Raw genomic sequence first — 17,099 nt, 5'->3', positions numbered from 1 at the left:
CGCTTCCCGCGCGAGCTTCGCACGAAGCCCACCACGCCCTGACCCGGCCGCCTCGGCAGCCCCGGAACGTCGCGTCAGCGCAGCATGTCGAGGGACCGGGCGGTGCCGAGGGAGTCGTGGGCCGCCGTGTGCCGGGGCTCGGCCTCTCCGCGCACCACCTCGTGGATGTGGCGGATGCCCCAGGAGAACGCGGTGCCCTCGCCCGGCTCGTGCCGGGCGACCAGGCGTCCCTCACGCCACACTTCGAGCCCGTCGTGCGGCTCGGGGTGGAACGGGTTGGTCAGCCGGATCTCCCCGCCGGTGCCGACCAGGCGGGTGTACGTCGTGAACGGCAGGTCGAAGCCGCAGCTCAGCATCAGGCGACCGGAGTCGAACTCCAGGACCCCGGCGGTCTCGATGTCCACCCCCGCCTCGCCCTTGACCGCGACGGCGTGACCGGCGACGGCGTCACCGCCGAACAGCAGGTGCGCGAGCCGTACGGGATAGCAGCCGACGTCGTAGAGCGCGCCGCCGCCGAGGGCCGCGTCGAGCCGGATGTTCTCGCTGCCCTCCATCGTGAAGTGGAAGGACGACCAGATCTCCCGCAGCTCGCCGATCGCGCCTTCGGCGAGCAGGCCGCGCAGCCGGGCCGTCTGCGGGTGGAAGGGGAAGACGAACGCCTCCCAGAGCGGCCGGGCCGACCGGCGCGCCACCTCGATGACGTTCCCGGCCTCCGCGGCGGTGAGGCACAGCGGCTTCTCGCACAGGACCGCCTTGCCCGCTTCCAGGGCAGCGATCGTCCACTGCGCGTGCAGGGCGTTCGGCAGCGGGATGTAGACCGCGTCGATCGACGGGTCCTCGATGACGGCCTCGTAGCCGCGCACGGCCCCGGCGACGCCGTTCCGCGCGGCGAACTCCTCGGCCCGGGACAGGTCACGGCCCGCCACCACGGCGGCCGTACCCCCGCCGGCCTCGCGCAAGGCGGGCAGGAACGCCCGTGCGGCGATGCCCGCCGTGCCGAGGACGCCCCACCGGACAGCCCCACTCATAACCAACCCACCTTCGCCGACATTTCACCACTCACCCGGGAATACGTGCGGGACCGTAGCACAGCGGCGCTGATGTGAACTTTTGCCCCCAAAGTCCGGTATTGGGCAGCCCGTGGGGGTACGTGACCCGCCGATCCCCACCGGAGCGGACGAGGGATGCACATGAGCGAGGAAACACGGCGATTCACCCATCTGCCGAGCGACCGGGCGCCCGGACCCGACTACTCGGGGCCCGGAGTCGAAGCGGAGCTCACCGGGCGGATGCCTCCGGCCGAGGACCGGCCCGCCGCGCGCCCCGAGGACCGGACCGGCCGGCGGCCGGGCCCGGTGGAGCACCGGCGGCAGGCGGTCCAGGCGGCCCAGGCGGTCTCGGCGGGCGACCGCGGGGGCGGCGAAGCATACGACGATCTCTACACGGCCCGGGCCTCGTCCGCCCTCGGGAAGGTGACGTCGGACGACGGCGTGCTCGACGTCCGCATCACGGCGCCCGGGGAACTCGGCGGCCCCGGCGGGGCGACCAACCCCGAGCAACTGCTCGCCGCGGCGTACGCCTCCTGCTTCCACAACTCGCTCACGCTGGTCGCCGGGCGGCAGGGCGTCGGCACCGCCGACGCCACCGTGGACACCGCCGTCACGCTGCGCAAGCGGGGCACCGCCGACGACTACACGATCGCCACCGACCTGACCGTACGCCTGCCGGGGGTCGAGCCCGAGGCGGCCCGCAGGCTGGTGGAGCAGGCCCACGGGGAGTGCCCGTATTCGCGGGCCTTCGTGCAGGGCGCCGAGGTGCACGTGCACCTCGGCTGACCCTGGCGCCCGCCCCGGGCCGGCCGGGACGGGCGCTTCGAGCGGGTGCGCGCTAGATCTTCTGCCACAGCGCCGGGACGTTCGGCGGCTCCCAGCCCACGATCGCCGTGTGGGCCTGGATGCACCGGTACGTCGCCCCGCCGTAGGTGACCTGGTCGCCCGCCTTGTACGCCGTGCCGGCGGCCCAGGTGCCACCGGGAGTGGGCGTGGGGGTACGCGTCGGCGTGGGAGACGGGCTCGGAGTACGTGTCGGCGTCGGAGAGGGAGTGGGCGAGGGGCTGGGCGTGCCGCCCCCGCCGACCTGGAGGTCGACGCAGGCGTAGAACGCGTTGGCGGTGTCGGCCACGTTCCAGATCGCCAGCACCTTCTGCCGGCCCGTCCGTCCGCCCAGGTTCACGGTGTGGCTGACCGTGGCCGGGGGCTGCGCACCGTGATCGTCGAAGACGGCGATCCGGGTGCCTCCGATGTAGTACTCCCACGTGCTGGTCGCGTGGCGGGCGGTCAGCGACCAGGTGAAGGTGACGGTGTCGCCCACGCTGGTGGCGGGCCAGGCCTTGCTCTCGTCGTCGAGCTGCGCGAAACGGGCGTTGCCGCCGCTGCAGCTGCGCAGCCCCTTCGGTCCTTCCACACTCTGGGGCTCGTAGATGATGTCGCCGCAGTTGGGGACGCGGCCCTGTGCGCACATCGCCTGACGGCTGGCGGGCGACGAGATGTACCCGTGCGCCTGCGCCGGCGAGGCGATGAACACCGTGGCGCCGATGCCGATCGTCGCCGTCGCGAGGAAGGTCAGCGTTCTTCGCATGTGTGCTCCTCACTGCTGGGGGGTGGGGCAAATATAAAAGAAAGTTTCCTAACAGTGAAGGCCCAATGACTGCGGCGGTCAGGGACCCGAGGCGCGGGGCCAGCACACACCCGTCCGGCAGAACCGCCAGGGCGATCGGGAACCTCAGCACAGCCTCGCGGCCCCGCCCCCAGGGGGACGGTGCGTCGCCGTCGCCGCGACGTGAGTCATGTGACGCCCAGGAGTGTTTCGCCGACGACCATGGCCCGCCAGAGTTCCTGGACCGAGCCGCACAGCAGGCGAAGCCGCTGAAGGTCTTTGACTCTCAGCCAATCGGACAGAGTCCGCGTGGTTACCGCCTGGTTCATCGTGAACCGCGGATCCAGGGTGGCGAGGGCGTCGATCGTGGTACGCACCCGCTGCCGGGACTCCTCGGAAGTGTGCGTGAAGTAGTTGCGTACCTCTCTCAGGACCTTGTACTGGAGAGCTACCTCGTCAGGCACGAAGTCCAGCTCTGCCTGCGCGTCCGGCCGGAGCCAGCCATCGTTCACGCGCGGGTCTCCGGCTCCCAGGCCGTCGATGTATTTGTCCGTGAGGACGTCCGCTGGTGACGACCCTTCTGCCAGCAGATGGCGCTGCCTCTTGGACAGCGACTCCCCTGCCAAAACTCGTTCGACCGCACCGGCGTCGGCGGCTACCACTGCGCGCAGCCAAACCCTCCGCCGGAATTCGAACTCCTCGACATAGGAGCGCACGAAAACCCTGACGAGGTACGGCGCCTTGGCCGGCGGTGCGGCGCCGAATTCCTCCACGAAGCGCTTCCACCCGTTCTGCGCGTCGTGCAGGGCGCGAGTGCTGTGCGGTATGCGGTTGACCTTCACAGTCTCCTGCCTGAGGAAGGGCCTGGCAGCGGCGCGCAGGACGTTGGCCCACGTCTTGTAGCGGAGCCGGACGGCTCCCCAAGACGGCCTGTCGTACCCGGCCCGGCCCTCGAACTCGACCCACCGCTCGTATCCGTCGACGCTCGGCACGTGGCCGTGGGCCTTGGAGTAGTCGAAGTAGTCGGAGAGCGCCGATTCGTAATCCTCCTCCCGATATTTCAGAAGACCACGCGAGCGGCCCTTCGAACTCGGATGGAGACCGATGTTGCGTAAGGCGTCCGCCCAATATCCGCCGCCGAGCCGTTTCATGACCGTGAGGCCTGTCGGTGGCCAGACGGCGGTTTTCCCGGCTGCGGGCAGAGCCCACTCGCTGAGGACACGGAGACGCAATTCGTCGTAGCGTTTCCTTGTGATCGTCACGTCGGAGTTGTCGCGGCAGGCGGCACGTGTGGTCCCGATGAGGCCCAGCACCGAAGCGATGTCGGAACGGACCACGCCCTGTTCCTCGAGTGCTACGGCGACCTCCCACGCCTCCTCGAAATCATCCGCCATCAGTGCGGTCCTGTGGTCTTCGGTCAGGTCCAGGCTGCGTCCCAGCAGATACCAGACCGCGGCCTCGGTGACCCTCGCCGAGAAAACAGCGGCATCGCGCGCGTGCCAGTGGTCGAAGACGGCACCGGTGGCGCTGATGCCTTTGCCCACGACGGTGATATCCACGTCGGGCAGGATCAGTTGGAAGCGGGCGATGACCTCGGCGCGGGACACGCCGGAAGCCGCCAGCCTCGCGATGATCTCCCCGTACTCGGAGGCGAAGGACGTGACAGCCTGCGTCAGGTTCTGGACGGGAGGTCTGCGGTCGCGTGGCTTCGAGGCTGCGCCCACCTGATGCAGAATCGTGTGAACGTGGGGGCCGCTCAGGCCGTACAGCTCGCCGATTTCCCGTTGGCTCATCCCCTGCTCATACAGTCGTTTGATCTGAACGTCCCGCAACTCCTGTATCCGCTGCACGGATCCTCCACAGGTACAACATGAAGTTGACCGAGTCGGTCTCTATGCATTCCCTTTTACAGAGATCTATCTCGGTGAGCGATGTGCGGGCGCGGTTGCGGAAGCTGTACACCACCGCCGGCCCGCCCGCGGCCTCTGTTTGCCGTACGACCTCAGGGGTATCAGGCGCGCATGTTCGCCCCGTCTGACCTGGATGTGCTCGTGCCCACCAAGGACCGCCCGGGCGCGCTTGCCGTCACGTTGGGGGGCCTCGCGGCGCAGACCGTGTCCGGGTTCCGCGTCGTGATCTCGGACCAGTCGAACGAGTCCGTCGCCGACGACCCGCTGGTGGCGGCGCAGCTGCGGATCCTCGACCACCGCGACAGGCCCGTGGCCGTCCACCGCCACCTGCCCCCGCGGGGCATGGCGGAGCAACGCGCGTTCCTGCTCGGCCGGGCCGAACGGCGGCTGGTGCTCTACCTGGACGACGACGTGTGGCTGGAGCCGGAGGCGGTCGAGGTCCTGCTGTCCGCGATCGGCGACCTGCGCTGCGGCTTCGTCGGTTATGCCCTGCACGGCCTGTCCTACCGCGACGACGTGCGCCCCGCCGAGCTCGCGCCGTACGAGGAGTGGACGGACGGCGTGCGGCCCGAGCGGGTGCGCCGGGAGTCGCCGGCCTGGCGGCGCCACACCCTGCACAACGCCTCCAACCCGCTGCATCTCGCGCGGAAACATCTCGGCTCGCCGGGCCCCCGGGAGTGGCGGGCGTACAAGGTGGCCTGGATCGGCGGCTGCGTGCTGTACGACCGGGAGCGGCTGCTGGAGTGCGGCGGCTTCGACTTCTGGCGGTCGGTGCCCTCCCGGCACGCGGGTGAGGACGTCGTGGCGCAGCTGCGCGTCATGGAGAGGTACGGCGGCGCGGGCCTGCTGCCGAGCCGGGCCTACCACCTGGAGCTGCCCACGACCGTCACCGACCGCAGGGCCGAGTGCTACGACTACGTGTTCGAGACGGCATGGGCGCACTGATCGAGGACGTGCGCCGCATCGCCGTGCTGCGGGCCAACGCCCTGGGCGACCTGGTCCTCGCGATGCCCGCCCTGGAGGCGCTCCGCCGGGCCTATCCACAGACCCGGCTGACCCTCCTCGGCACCCCCTGGCACGCCCGGTTCCTGGACGGCAGGCCGGGACCGGTCGACGACGTCATCGCCCTGCCACCGATCTCCGGGGTGTCGTCGGCGGGCAGCGGCCACGCGGCTCCGGAGAGCCTGTTCCAGGAGCTGCGCGAGCACCGGTTCGACCTCGCAGTGCAGATCCACGGCGGCGGGCGCAACTCCAACCCCTTCGTCAAGTCGATCGGGGCCCGGGTGACGGCCGGCCTGTGCACGCCGGACGCCGAACGGCTCGACCTGTGGGTGCCGTACGTGTACTACCAACACGAGACGCTGCGCTACCTGGAGGTCGCCGCGCTGGTCGGCGGGACGGCCGAGGCATACGAGCCGAGGATCGCCGTGACCGACGCCGACCGCGCCGAACTCGCCCGCGTGTACGGCGAGCCGCCGCGCGGCCTGGTCGCGCTGCATCCGGGGGCGAGCGACCCCCGGCGGCGCTGGCCGGCGCGCGCCTTCGCGGAGGCGGCCGACCGGCTCGGGCGCCCGGTCGTGATCACCGGTGTCGAGCAGGAGCGGGAGGTGGTCGAGGAGGTCGCGGCGGCGATGCGGCGGCCCGCCGTGACGGCGGTCGGCACGCTCGGCATCGGCGGCCTCGCCGCGCTGTACGAGCGGTGCGACCTGGTCGTCTCCAACGACACCGGCCCCCGTCACCTCGCCGCGGCGGTCGGGACGGCCACCGTCGGCATCTTCTGGGGCGGCAACCTCATCAACGCCGGGCCGCTCACCCGCACCCTGCACCGGCCGCTGATCTCCTGGACCGCGCGGTGCCCGGTCTGCGGCGTCAGCGGGCACGACCCACGGGCGGGGCGGTGCCCGCACGACGAGTCGTGGGTGGCCGAGGTCCCGGTCGACGACGTGGTCGAGCAGGCCGAAGACCTGCTCCGCAACCGCGACGAGGCGTGACCGCGCGGCGCTCGCACTCGGGCACCGGCGGAGCGCAAGGGCCTCCGCGCGAAGGAGCCACGCCGACGCCATCACCCCGGCCGTAGAACCGGCCGCGATGACCGTACTCCCCTCGTCGTAGCGGCGTACGGCAGTGATCCCGCGGCGGTAGGACCGGGAGCCTCCCCGCGTGCGACGACGCCGGCGGCCGCCGGCGGCACCATCGAGACACCGCCGGGGGACGGGCGGAACGCGGACCCGCGTACTCCCCCAGCGGTAGCCGACGTGTCTCTCCACGAGGGACGACGACGCCGGCCAGGTGGGACACGATCCCCGTGATCCCCCGTGATCCCCCGTGATCCCCCGAGATCCCCGCAATCCGCTGACCGAAGGGAGCAAGAGCGTGCGCAAGGTCTACGCCGCCTTCGCGGGACTGCTGCTCGCCGCCGCCGTCGTACAGATGTACCTCGCGGCCGTCGGCGCGTTCGACAAACCACAGGACGACTCCTCGTTCGCCCTGCACAGCATGAACGGCATGATGGTCATCCCCGTGCTGTCGCTGGTGGCCACCGCCGCCGCGGCGGCAGCCAGGGCGCCGGGACGCCAGATCGGGCTGACCGTCCTGCCCCTCGGCCTGGTCGTCGTGCAGGCGCTGATCATCGCGCTGGGCGGACTGTTCGACGACAGCACCGGCAACACCACACCCCTCTCCCTGGCGATCCTCGGCCTGCACGCCGTCAACGGCATGGCGGTCATCGGCGCCTGCGAACTCGTGTTCCGCCGGGCACGGCGGCTCGCGTGGCCCAAGCCCGCCCCGTCGGAGGCCGCCGCGGAGGGCCGTCCGGTTCCCGCCTCATGACGACCGACCGGCTCATGGCGCTCGACCTGCTCGTCTCGGTCCTGACCGCGGCGGCGTGGGTGAGCGCGGGCGTGGCCGCGACGGCCCGCCGTCCGAGAACGGCCGCGGCCCTGTTCGCGGTGGCCCTGGTCGCGTCCCTGGCCCGGGTCTGGTCCGTCCTCGCCCTGGCCGGGGCCGGCTGGTGGTTCGTGCAGGAGAAGATCACCGTCGTCCTGCCGCTTCTCGTCGCGGCGGGCGCCGCGGCCACCGCACTCGCCGGACCACGCCTGCTCCGCGCCGCCAGAGCGGACGCGGCTTCGCGGGACGCCGTCAAAGCGCCGGCGGTCGTCGTCCCGCTGCTCGGCGCCGGGTACGCGGCGGCGGCCGGGATCGTGCAGACCTTCCTGATCGGATACCCGGCGGATCCGGGCACCGCTCTCCTCCTCCTGGCCGTCGCCGCGGGGGCCGTCCTGGGGACGTGGAGAGCGATGAGCACGCACGTCCCCGGGCTGCGGACGGCGACGGCGGCGACCGCCGTGGCCGCCGTGCTCGGCGCCACCCTCGTGTTCGTCCCCTTCGCGGAGGAGACCACGGCGGAGGGCTCCGCCCCCGGAGGGACCGCCGCCATGGGCGCCACCGGCGCCGCCTCCCACGCCCACTCCGCCGCGGGGGAATCCGCCCCCGTCATGGGAGGGGCGACCCGTCCGGTGACCGACCTGCGCGGTCCGGCCACACCTCCACCGGGCGGCGCCGTGCGCCGGTTCACGCTGACGGCCCGTACGGCGACCGTCACGCTGTCGTCGGGACGGAAGGTGTCCGCGTGGACCTTCGACGGCCAGGTGCCCGGGCCGGCGATCACCGCCGTCCAGGGCGACCTCGTCGAGGTGCGGCTGCGCAACGCGGACATCACGTCGGGGGTGACGCTGCACTGGCACGGCTACGACGTGCCCTCGGGCGAGGACGGCGTGCCCGGCCTCACCCAGGAGGCCGTGCCGCCCGGCGGGGAGTTCGTCTACCGCTTCGTCGCCGCCCAGGCGGGGACGTACTGGTACCACACCCACGAGGTGTCCGACCTCGGCGTCCGGATGGGGCTCTACGGCACGCTCGTCGTCACGCCGAAGGGGACCGCGACCACCGGAGTCGACCTCACGCTGCCCGTGCACACCTTCGGCGGCGCGACGGTGACGGGCGACCGCGACCAGCCCCTGGTCCGGCAGGCCGCGCCCGGCACGCCCGTACGGCTGCGCCTGATCAACACCGACAACACACCGCATCGGTTCACCCTCGCGGGCACGCCGTACCGGCTGGTGGCGGTGGACGGGACGGACCTGAACGCGCCGGGCACGCTCGGCCGTGCCGGCCTGCGACTCGCGGCGGGCGGCCGGTACGACCTCGCGTTCACGATGCCGCCGGGCCCCGCCGTCCTGCGCATCGACGACCGCACCGACTCCGTACGGCTCGTCCCGTCGAGTACGGGCGACGAATCCGCCGGTGCGAGCGCGGACGCCGGCGCTGTTCCCTCTGCCGGCGGTCAGACGGCGGACTGGCCGGAACTCGACCTCACCCGGTATGGCGCCCCCGCCCCCACGCCGTACACGTCCCGCGACCACTTCGACCGGGACTTCACGCTCGTCCTCGACAGGGGGTTCGCGCTGACGAACGGCCGGCCGATGTACGCGCACACGGTGAACGGCCAGGCATTCCCCGACATCCCCACCGAAGTGGTCAGGGAGGGCGACCTGGTCCGGCTCACCGTGGTCAACCGCGGCCGGGACACCCACCCCTGGCACCTCCACGGCCATCGGGTGCTCGTGCTCTCGCGTGACGGCCGCTCCGTCACCGGCAGCCCCCTGTGGCTCGACACCTTCGACGTCCAGCCCGGCGAGGTGTGGGAGGTGGCCTTCCGCGCCGCCAATCCGGGGCTGTGGATGAACCACTGCCACAACCTCAGCCACGCCGACCTGGGAATGATGCTGCACCTGGCGTACGAGGGGGTGACCACGCCCTTCCACGGCGCGCACAGCGGATGACCGATCACCCCTTTTCCCCGCGTGTGTCGAGTAAAAAATCCAGGCGGCAATTCAACCGAGGTGTAAACGCTCGGTAATCAGATCAGAACTTCGGGTGAGCACCACTGACCCGGGTCCCCCCGGCCGGGCGTAGGCGATGCCGACCGAAGGGAGAGATCGTGACAGTGGCCAAGGGCATCGTTCCCGCACTGGCGGCGTGGGCCGCCACAGGGTGGCTCGTCGCAGGCCACCCCGCACCGGCGGTCGCGGGACAGACCGCACCGCAGGTCGCGGGACAGACCGCACCGGCGGTCGCCGGACTGGCCGGTTCCGACGCCATGGGGAGCCTCACGTCGAGGATCGCGGCCGAGCCGGCGTCGGGTGTCCCGGGGGATCCCGCCCCGGCCCTCGCGACGGTCCGGCCGCCCGGTCCCGGCGAACCCACCTCGTCAGGTCCCTATGGGCAGGTCGTGCACGAGGCCAGGCAGGGGCCCGGCCTCGTGTGCGCCTACCGGCTCCGGGGCGTGCGCGAGGGCGGCTTCCTCAACGTCCGCGAGGGCGCCGGCATCCGCCACACCCCCGTCGCCAAGCTGCGGCCGGCCGACGGAGGCTTCTCCGGAGCCTGCACCGCCGCCAACGGCTGGATCGCGGTGAAGACCGCCGACGGGACGTCGGGCTTCGCCGCCGCCCGCTACCTCCACAGGATCGACCTGAGCGGACGGCCCTCGCTCTCGTGCCTCTACCGCCTCCGGCACGTGCGCAAGGGCAGCTTCCTCAACGTCCGCGAGGGCGCCGGTGTCCACCACGCCCCCGTCGGCAGGCTGCGACACGCAGACGGGAACATCGCCGGAGCCTGCGGCGCCACCCACGGCTGGGTGGCCGTGAACACCGCCGGCGGCATCCCCGGATGGGCCTCCGCCCACTACCTGCGCAGGCTGTAACGGTCCGGCGGACCGGCAGGCCGGGCCGCGCCGACGAGGGTCGGCACGAGCCGCCGCGCTCCCCCTGTCCAGGTTCCCGTCTGTCAAGGCTCCCCCCGGCCGCGCCGCCCTCGTCCCCGGTGTCCCCCTGGCCGGGGACGGGGGCCGCCGGCCTGCCACGTCCGAGGCACACCGGAGCCCGTGTCAGCCGAGGTCGGGGTGCGGGACGTAGCAGTCGAGCCGCATGAAGTCCTCGCTGGTCATCAGCGTGTCCATGTCGCCGATGCGCCAGCCCGCGTCCAGCAGAAGGGGCAGCAGCGGATGCGTGCCGGGCACCGCGACGTGGACCGGCCTGGCGGCGTGATGGGCGTGCGCCGCCTCCAGCACGATGTCGACGCAGTCCTGCGGGGTCGCGCCCCCGGCCGGTCCGATGACGACCTTGTCTCCGGCCACCCTGGCGAACGCGTAGCCCGATCCGCTGACGTGCAGCGTCACGCCGGGCAGCCCGGCGTACCAGGCGAGCGTCGCGGCCCGGTCTCCGCCGCAGACACGGGCGTCCATCGCCGCCGCCGCGCGGACGTCCGCCTCCTCCGGCGCCGCCCGCCCGCTCTCCCGCCGCGCCGGCCCGTCGCCGAGCGGCCTCCGCTTCAGGTACAGCAGCGGGCAGCGCGGGCGCATCCCGTTCCTGACGTACAGCGCGAGCGCCCTGGTGTCGTCGGCCGCGAAGGTGACCTTGGGCGTGTCGCGTGGCAGCAGGCGGGACAGGATCGTGCGGCCCACCCCCGACGACTGGTGGTCCGGCAGGACGAACAGGTCTCCGAGGTGCGTGACCGTCCCCCGGCGCAGCACTCCGCCGAAGCCCACGATCGCGCCGTCCACCTCGCCGACGAGCACCGTGCCGAACTCGCGTTCCGCGTCCACGAAGTCCGGCTGCTCCGGCCACATGCCCAGGAGGCCGAAGTGGTTCGCGACGGCGCGAAGACCGGGCATGTCGGCGTCGGCGGCGGGACGGACGATCGGTTCGGCCATCGGTGCTCCTCCCTGCGAGTTATCCCCTTGTTCCGATCACCTTAGGACGCGTTCATCCTCCCGTTCCCCGCCGGGGCATCGGATGAGGACGCACCCGGGCGGAGCAGGCGGAGGACGTGTGAGGATCAGCCACCAGATCGGTCCCGGCACCGCGCCGCCGGATGGTCGCGCCACCCGGCCGCCGGCGCCGGACGCATACGGGTGGCGGCACCGGGCCGTGCTGATCGCTCCGGTCCTGGCCGCGTTGCTGGGCGGCCTGTGGGGCATCCGGCGCGGATCGATGTGGCAGGACGAGGCCACGACGTACGCCGTGGCGGGGCGGGCGCTGCCTGACCTGTGGCGCACGCTGGGGAACGTCGACGCCGTCCACGGCTGCTACTACCTCCTGCTCCACCCGTTGATCAGGCTCGTGGGGGACGCCGTCCCCGCGGAGGTGGTCATCCGGATTCCGTCCGTCCTCGCCACGGCCGTCGCGGCGGCCGGTGTCGCGGCCGTCGGGCGGCGGCTGGTCTCGGCCCCGGCCGGGCTGTACGCGGGCCTCGCGTACGCCGCCGCCCCGGTCGTCGTCTTCCACGCCCAGGAGGGCAGGCCGTACGCGCTGGTCGCGGCGGCGGTGGTGGAGGCGACGCGCCTGCTCGCCACAGCGCTGTGCAATCCGCTGTGCAATCCGCTGTGCAATCCGCTGTGCGACCCGTCGCGAAGCACCTGGGTGCGGTACGGCGTGGCGGTCGCCGTCGCGTGCCTGCTCAACCTGTTCGCCGTCCTGGCCCTGGCGGCGCACGCGGTCACGGTGCTCGTCGCCGCCGCGCGAGGTGGGGGCAAGGGCGTGGCGGCGCGCTGGGCCCGCGCCGTCGCGGGCGCCCTGCTCGCCGTCCTGCCGGTGGCGTGGACGGCGTTCGGCCAGCGCGGCCAGGTGGCGTGGTTGGAGCGGCCCGGCCTGCCGGAGGTGAAGGCCCTCGTGACCCGCTTCGCCGGGACCGGCGTGCTCCTCGCGGCGACCGTCGTGCTCGTGGTGCTCGGTCTGGCGGGAAGCCGTACGGGAGGCAGGGCGGGAGGCACGGCGGGAGGCACGGCGGGAACCGTCGCCCGGCGAGCACCCGGCGGCTGCGGAGAGCTGCCCGGGATCGCCGCGTTCGCCGTGCCGCTGTCGCTCCTGCCACCCGCCCTGCTGCTCGCCGTGTCGCAGATCCACCCGCTCTACCAGGACCGCTATGTCCTGTTCTCGATGGTGGGGCTCGCGCTGGCGCTGGGCGCGGGGCTCGCCCGGGCCGTACGGCTCCTGCCGGCGGCGCCGGGGTGGCCGCGGGCGGCGGCCGCGCTGGCGCTGCCCGCTCTGCTTCTGGGGGCGTCCCTGCCGGCCCAGGCCGCCGTCAGGCGGATCGACAGCCGCCCGGACGACCCGGCCGCCGTGGCGCGGGTCATCGGTTCGGGACGGCGGCCCGGAGACGCCGTGCTGTTCCTGCCCTCGATCCGCCGCCTGGTCGCCGAGGCGTACCCTGCCGCGTTCCGCGGCGTCCGCGACGCGGCGCTGCGGACCGGCGGCGCGGCGTCGGGCACGCTCGCCGGGCGTGAGCTGCCCGCCGGCGAGATCGCCGCATCGCTGGGCGCGGCGCCGCGGGTATGGGTGGTGAGCCGTCCCCATCCCGCGCCCGCCGACCTCTCGTCCTCGCGTGACTCCGCGAAGCGGCTGCTGCTGCGCGAGGGCTACAGCCGGGAGCGGACCGTCCGCGTGCTCGGCTACGCCGTACGGCTGTACACGCGGGTCAGCCCTTGACGGCCCCCGCGGTCAGGCCGCTGACGAGCTGGCGCTCGGCCACGGCGTAGAACCCGAGGGCGGGCAGCATCGCGACCACGATGTAGGCCATGACCCGTGCGATGTCCGTCGCGTACTGCCCCTGGAACTGCTGGACGCCCAGCGGGATGGTGAAGAGACTGTCGTCGCTGAACACCACCAGCGGCAGCATGAACTGGTTCCAGCTGTTCACGACCGCCAGCACGGAGACCGTGGCGATCGCCGGCCGGGCCATCGGCAGCAGGATCCGCCAGAAGAAGCCGAACGACGTGCACCCGTCGAGGATCGCCGCCTCCTCGATCTCCCCTGGGATGGCCCGGAAGAAGCCGCGCAGGATGATGATCGTCATCGGCATGCCGAAGGCCGCCTGCGGCAGGATCACGCCGAGCGGGTTGTCGAGCAGCCCGAACATCCGCAGCAGCACGAACAGCGGCAGGATCGCCACCGCGAACGGGAACATGAGCCCGGCGGCGAACATCGTGAACAGCGCTTCGCGCCCCCGGAAGGCGAACCGCGCGAACACGAAGGCCGCCAGCGCGGACACCGCGACGACCACGAGCGTGGTCAGCACCGCGATGTACGTGCTGTTCCAGAGCATGCGCCAGAACGATCCCGAGGCGAGCACGCTCGTGTAGTTCTCCGGCACCCAGGGGTCGGGCAGGCCGATCGGGTTGCTCGAGAGCTGCCGGGTGGTCTTGAAACCGCCGAGCACGGCGTACAGCAGGGGGACACCGACGAACAACGCCGTGACCACGACGATCGCGTGCAGGGACAGGCTGCGCAGCGGACCGCCCGACGTCGGGGACTGCTTGTGACGCTTGGCGCTCATCTCTGGTCTCGCAGCACGGTGGAGGCTCCTTCGAGGTCGCGGCGCATGACGTATCTCTGGTAGAAGATCGCGAACACGAGGCTGATGAGGAACATCACCACGCTGATCGCGCTCGCGTAGCCGACCTGGAAGCGTTTGAAGCCGAACTGGAACATCGTGACGGCCATGGTCTCGGAGGAGTGCGAGGGGCCTCCGCCCGTGATGATCCAGACCAGGTCGAACAGCTGGATCGCGCCGATGACCGACAGGAACACGCTGATGCGGATCGTGGGTCCGAGCAGCGGCAGCGTGACGTAGCGGAAGACCTTCCACCCCGTCGCGCCGTCGATCTGGGCGGCCTCGGTGAGCTCCCTCGGGATGCCCTGGCGCCCGGCGATGTACAAGATCATGTGGAAGCCGAAGTACTTCCAGGTCATGACGATGAACACCGACATCATGACCGTCGACGGGTCGGCGAACCAGTCGAGCGCGTCGATCCCGAACCAGCCGAGGATGTAGTTGGCCAGGCCCTCCGTGGGCGAAAGGATCATCATGAACAGGATCGCGGTGATCGCCTCCGACAGCACGTACGGGGCGAAGAACAACAGGCGGAAGAACGCCCGGCCGCGGATCCTCTGGTTGAGCAGCATGGCGATGCCCAGCGAGAGGGGAAGCTGTATCGCCACCGACAAGATGATCAGCAGCAGCCCGCGCCACAGGTCCCCGAGGAAGACCTCGTCGGCCAGCAGGCGGGTGAAGTTCGCCATGCCGATGAAGTCCGTCGGCAGCCCGCGCATGCCGTTCCACTTGAACACGCTCGCGTAGAAGGCGAGCAGGATCGGCGCCACGACGAGCCCGAAGAAGAGCACGAGCGCGGGGAGCAGGAACAGAAGGATCGTGGTGAACCCCCGGAGCCTGCGGCTCCGGGGTCTCGTCGTCTTCACGCGACAGTTACTCCGACTTCGCGGTTTCCGTGATGGCCTGCGCCACCTGCTCGGGCGTCTTGGTCCCGGCGATCAGCTGGGCCACGGAGTCGTTGACCTCCTGGCCGACGGCCGGCGGGTACGCCTGGTCGAGGTAGAGCTGGAACCCGGTGGCCCCGGCGAGGTTCTTGGCGACCACGCTCAGGTTCGGGTCCGTGACCGCGTCCTCCTCGCCCTTCAGCACCGGGAGCACGCCGCCGGTCCCGACGGCCTTGCGATGCTCCGTGGCGTCGGCGAGGAACTTGAGGAACTCGATGGCCTCCGCCGGGGCCTCGGCCCCGATCGCGAAGCCGCCGCCGCCGCCGAAGGCGTCGGTGACCGCGCCCTTGCCGCCGTCGACCGCCGGGAAGGGGAAGAAGCCGAGGTCGTCGCCGAGGCCCTTGCCGGCGTCCTTCTGGACCGCGGGCGCCCACTGGCCCATCAGCTCCATGGCGGCCTTGCCGTCGCCCATCGTCGCGGCCTGGCCGCCCGGGTCGCCGTACGTCGCGCCGAGGTAGCCCTTCTGGAACGGCTGGAGATCGGCCAGTTCCTTGAGCTTCTGCCCCGCCTGCACGAAGGCCGGACCCGTGAAGTCCTTGCTCTCACCGGCCTGCTTGAGGGCGTCGAGGCCGCCGATGCGCATGGAGAGGTACGCCCAGTAGTAGTGGCCCGGCCACTTGTCCTTGCCGCCCAGCGCGATCGGGGTGATCCCGGCGGCCTTCAGCTTCTTGACGTCGTCAAGGAGCTGCGACCAGGTGCCCGGTGGCTCGGCGATCCCGGCCTTCTTGAACAGCGCCTTGTTGTACCAGAAGCCCACCATGCCGATGTCGTCCGGGATCGCGTAGGTCTTGCCGTCGACCTGGTAGGCCGAGAGCGCGGCGTCCGTGAAGTTGCCGAGCCAGGAGCCGGCGTCGGAGGTGAGGTCCTTGACCAGGCCCGCGTCGACCTGCTGCTGGAGCACGCCCCCGCCCCAGGTCTGGAAGATGTCCGGCGCCTTGCCGGACTGGGTGAGCGTCGTCAGCTTCGCCTTGAACGCCTCGTTCTCGTAGGGAACGCTCTTGATCGTGATGTTCGGGTGCGCGGCCTGGAAATCCTTGATCGCCTGAGCGCCGTAGCTCTTCAGGGGTTCGGTGGTCCAGATGTTCCAGAACTCGACGGTCACCTTGCCGCCGGCTGAGCTCTTGCTCTCGCCGGCGTCGTTCCCGGTACTACCACATCCCCCGAGGACCAGTGCCGACGCCGCCAGGAGCGCCGCACCTCGCCGACTCAATTTCACGGTGGTTTCCCTTCTGGATTCCGACCGAAACTTTCGGCTGTCGCCCGATAGTTTCTGCGATGGGGCAGACGTTACAGGGGGGTTAGGCTCAGATCAACGGCTGTTGTGCACCTGTTACGCACGGTCGAGCGCGAAGGAAAGAGTGGCCGACCTGCAACGTCCAAAAGGGATTAATGGGGAGCAATCAGGCGGCATTAACGGGCAGCCGAAATCCGTACAGGCGATCACTCGGGCGCGGGCCGCGCGCGAACCGCCGTACGGAAACATCGCTTCGCCGCGAAACGTAAACAGGGATCGCGGTAGGGGTGGGACAAACCGGTCGGATATGGCCGAACTTCACCGGCGAACGAGGACGTCATCGCACCCGCCGAACGCCCCCGACGGCGGCGGCACGAAATCGATCAGCCCAGCGACGCCGTCGCCGCGCGCAGTTCCCGCAGGGCGGCCAACGCGTGGTGCGCGAGCCCTCTCGCGTCATCACGATCGCCTCGTGATGAGCCTGGCGTTCTCAACGCGCTGCCGGCTCTGGCTTCGCACGATGTGCGCAGCATGGCCGTGCGCATGCCGCGCACGGTCCACAACGAGGGCAAGGGCGGAGTCACCGGCCTGCTGACGGATCAGGCGCGCCGCACCGGCGTGTCCGGCTATCCCGGCGACGGCACCCAGCGCCGGCCGGCCGTGCACGCGCTCGACGCGGCGGGCCTGTTCCGGCCGGCTCTCGAGTCGGCGCCCGCCGGGACGGTCTGGCACGCGGTGGCCGACGAGGGCGACGCGGTGCGGGACATCGCGGCCGTCATCGGCCGGCGGCTCGGCCTGTCGGTCGAGGCGGTGCCGCAGGAGAACCTCGGCCCATTCGGCCCGATCTTCGCCATGGACCAGCCGGTCTCCAGCGCCCGCACCCGCGAGGTCCTCGGGCGCACCCCAGCCTCC

The 17,099-nt window shown here is 71.6% G+C and carries 15 protein-coding genes; 7 read left to right on the top strand and 8 right to left on the bottom strand.

Annotated features, from left to right (window positions below; genetic code table 11):
- Positions 1-74: 74 nt before the first annotated feature.
- Positions 75-1,028 carry a Gfo/Idh/MocA family oxidoreductase gene (locus tag ABZ857_RS25795; RefSeq protein WP_357047012.1) on the bottom strand — a complete coding sequence of 318 codons (954 nt, stop codon included), beginning with the start codon at positions 1,026-1,028 and terminating at the stop codon, positions 75-77.
- Between the two features lie 162 nt (positions 1,029-1,190).
- On the opposite strand from ABZ857_RS25795, the gene ABZ857_RS25790 reads away from it, so the two are divergent.
- A complete protein-coding gene (locus tag ABZ857_RS25790; protein WP_357047010.1) occupies positions 1,191-1,835 on the top strand; it encodes an Ohr family peroxiredoxin in 645 nt (214 codons plus the stop codon).
- Positions 1,836-1,887: 52 nt separating this feature from the next.
- On the opposite strand, the gene ABZ857_RS25785 is transcribed toward ABZ857_RS25790, so the two are convergent.
- Together ABZ857_RS25785 and ABZ857_RS25780 are read right to left on the bottom strand one after the other, a co-directional pair.
- Entirely contained in the window at positions 1,888-2,637 is a 750-nt protein-coding gene (locus ABZ857_RS25785; RefSeq protein ID WP_357047008.1) for a lytic polysaccharide monooxygenase, read from the bottom strand.
- Between the two features lie 206 nt (positions 2,638-2,843).
- Positions 2,844-4,505 carry a hypothetical protein gene (locus tag ABZ857_RS25780; protein ID WP_357047006.1) on the bottom strand — a complete coding sequence of 554 codons (1,662 nt, stop codon included), beginning with the start codon at positions 4,503-4,505 and terminating at the stop codon, positions 2,844-2,846.
- Between the two features lie 171 nt (positions 4,506-4,676).
- On the opposite strand from ABZ857_RS25780, the gene ABZ857_RS25775 reads away from it, so the two are divergent.
- The 5 genes from ABZ857_RS25775 to ABZ857_RS25755 all read left to right on the top strand — a co-directional run bounded on the left by ABZ857_RS25775 (position 4,677) and on the right by ABZ857_RS25755 (position 10,323).
- Positions 4,677-5,510 carry a glycosyltransferase gene (locus tag ABZ857_RS25775; protein WP_357047004.1) on the top strand — a complete coding sequence of 278 codons (834 nt, stop codon included), beginning with the start codon at positions 4,677-4,679 and terminating at the stop codon, positions 5,508-5,510.
- Positions 5,498-6,556 (top strand): glycosyltransferase family 9 protein, encoded by a 1,059-nt coding sequence (locus tag ABZ857_RS25770; protein WP_357047002.1) that lies wholly within the window; start codon positions 5,498-5,500, stop codon positions 6,554-6,556. Before ABZ857_RS25775 ends, ABZ857_RS25770 begins: the two co-directional genes overlap by 13 nt.
- A gap of 382 nt (positions 6,557-6,938) precedes the next feature.
- On the top strand, positions 6,939-7,394 hold the full coding sequence (locus tag ABZ857_RS25765; protein ID WP_357047000.1) for a DUF6220 domain-containing protein: 456 nt from the start codon (positions 6,939-6,941) through the stop codon (positions 7,392-7,394).
- Positions 7,391-9,403 carry a multicopper oxidase family protein gene (locus ABZ857_RS25760; protein ID WP_357046998.1) on the top strand — a complete coding sequence of 671 codons (2,013 nt, stop codon included), beginning with the start codon at positions 7,391-7,393 and terminating at the stop codon, positions 9,401-9,403. The genes ABZ857_RS25765 and ABZ857_RS25760 overlap by 4 nt, the downstream gene beginning before the upstream one ends.
- 158 nt (positions 9,404-9,561) lie before the next feature.
- Positions 9,562-10,323, top strand: a complete 762-nt coding sequence (locus tag ABZ857_RS25755) for a hypothetical protein (protein ID WP_357046996.1) — start codon at positions 9,562-9,564, stop codon at positions 10,321-10,323.
- A 183-nt stretch (positions 10,324-10,506) separates the two neighbouring features.
- On the opposite strand, the gene ABZ857_RS25750 is transcribed toward ABZ857_RS25755, so the two are convergent.
- Positions 10,507-11,331: a GNAT family N-acetyltransferase gene (locus ABZ857_RS25750; protein WP_357046994.1), complete on the bottom strand. Its 825-nt coding sequence runs from the start codon at positions 11,329-11,331 to the stop codon at positions 10,507-10,509.
- A 118-nt stretch (positions 11,332-11,449) separates the two neighbouring features.
- On the opposite strand from ABZ857_RS25750, the gene ABZ857_RS25745 reads away from it, so the two are divergent.
- Positions 11,450-13,105, top strand: coding sequence for a hypothetical protein (locus ABZ857_RS25745; protein WP_357046992.1), 1,656 nt, complete (start codon positions 11,450-11,452; stop codon positions 13,103-13,105).
- Here ABZ857_RS25745 and ABZ857_RS25740 read toward each other — a convergent pair.
- The 4 genes from ABZ857_RS25740 to ABZ857_RS25725 form a co-directional block, all read right to left on the bottom strand.
- Positions 13,095-13,952 (bottom strand): carbohydrate ABC transporter permease, encoded by an 858-nt coding sequence (locus tag ABZ857_RS25740; protein ID WP_357046990.1) that lies wholly within the window; start codon positions 13,950-13,952, stop codon positions 13,095-13,097. The two genes, ABZ857_RS25745 and ABZ857_RS25740, sit on opposite strands and share 11 nt — an antisense overlap.
- Entirely contained in the window at positions 13,949-14,875 is a 927-nt protein-coding gene (locus ABZ857_RS25735; protein WP_357046988.1) for a sugar ABC transporter permease, read from the bottom strand. Before ABZ857_RS25735 ends, ABZ857_RS25740 begins: the two co-directional genes overlap by 4 nt.
- A gap of 7 nt (positions 14,876-14,882) precedes the next feature.
- Positions 14,883-16,055 carry an extracellular solute-binding protein gene (locus ABZ857_RS25730; protein WP_357046986.1) on the bottom strand — a complete coding sequence of 391 codons (1,173 nt, stop codon included), beginning with the start codon at positions 16,053-16,055 and terminating at the stop codon, positions 14,883-14,885.
- 758 nt (positions 16,056-16,813) lie between these two features.
- The gene (locus ABZ857_RS25725; protein WP_357046984.1) at positions 16,814-17,089 is read right to left on the bottom strand and encodes a hypothetical protein; all 276 of its coding nucleotides are present in this window, start codon (positions 17,087-17,089) and stop codon (positions 16,814-16,816) included.
- Between the last annotated feature and the right edge of the window lie 10 nt (positions 17,090-17,099).

Source organism: Microbispora sp. NPDC046933 (assembly GCF_040644635.1).
GTDB lineage: Bacteria > Actinomycetota > Actinomycetes > Streptosporangiales > Streptosporangiaceae > Microbispora.
The sequence above is the reverse complement of the archived record's forward strand: the minus strand, read 5'-3'. Positions and strand labels throughout refer to the sequence as shown.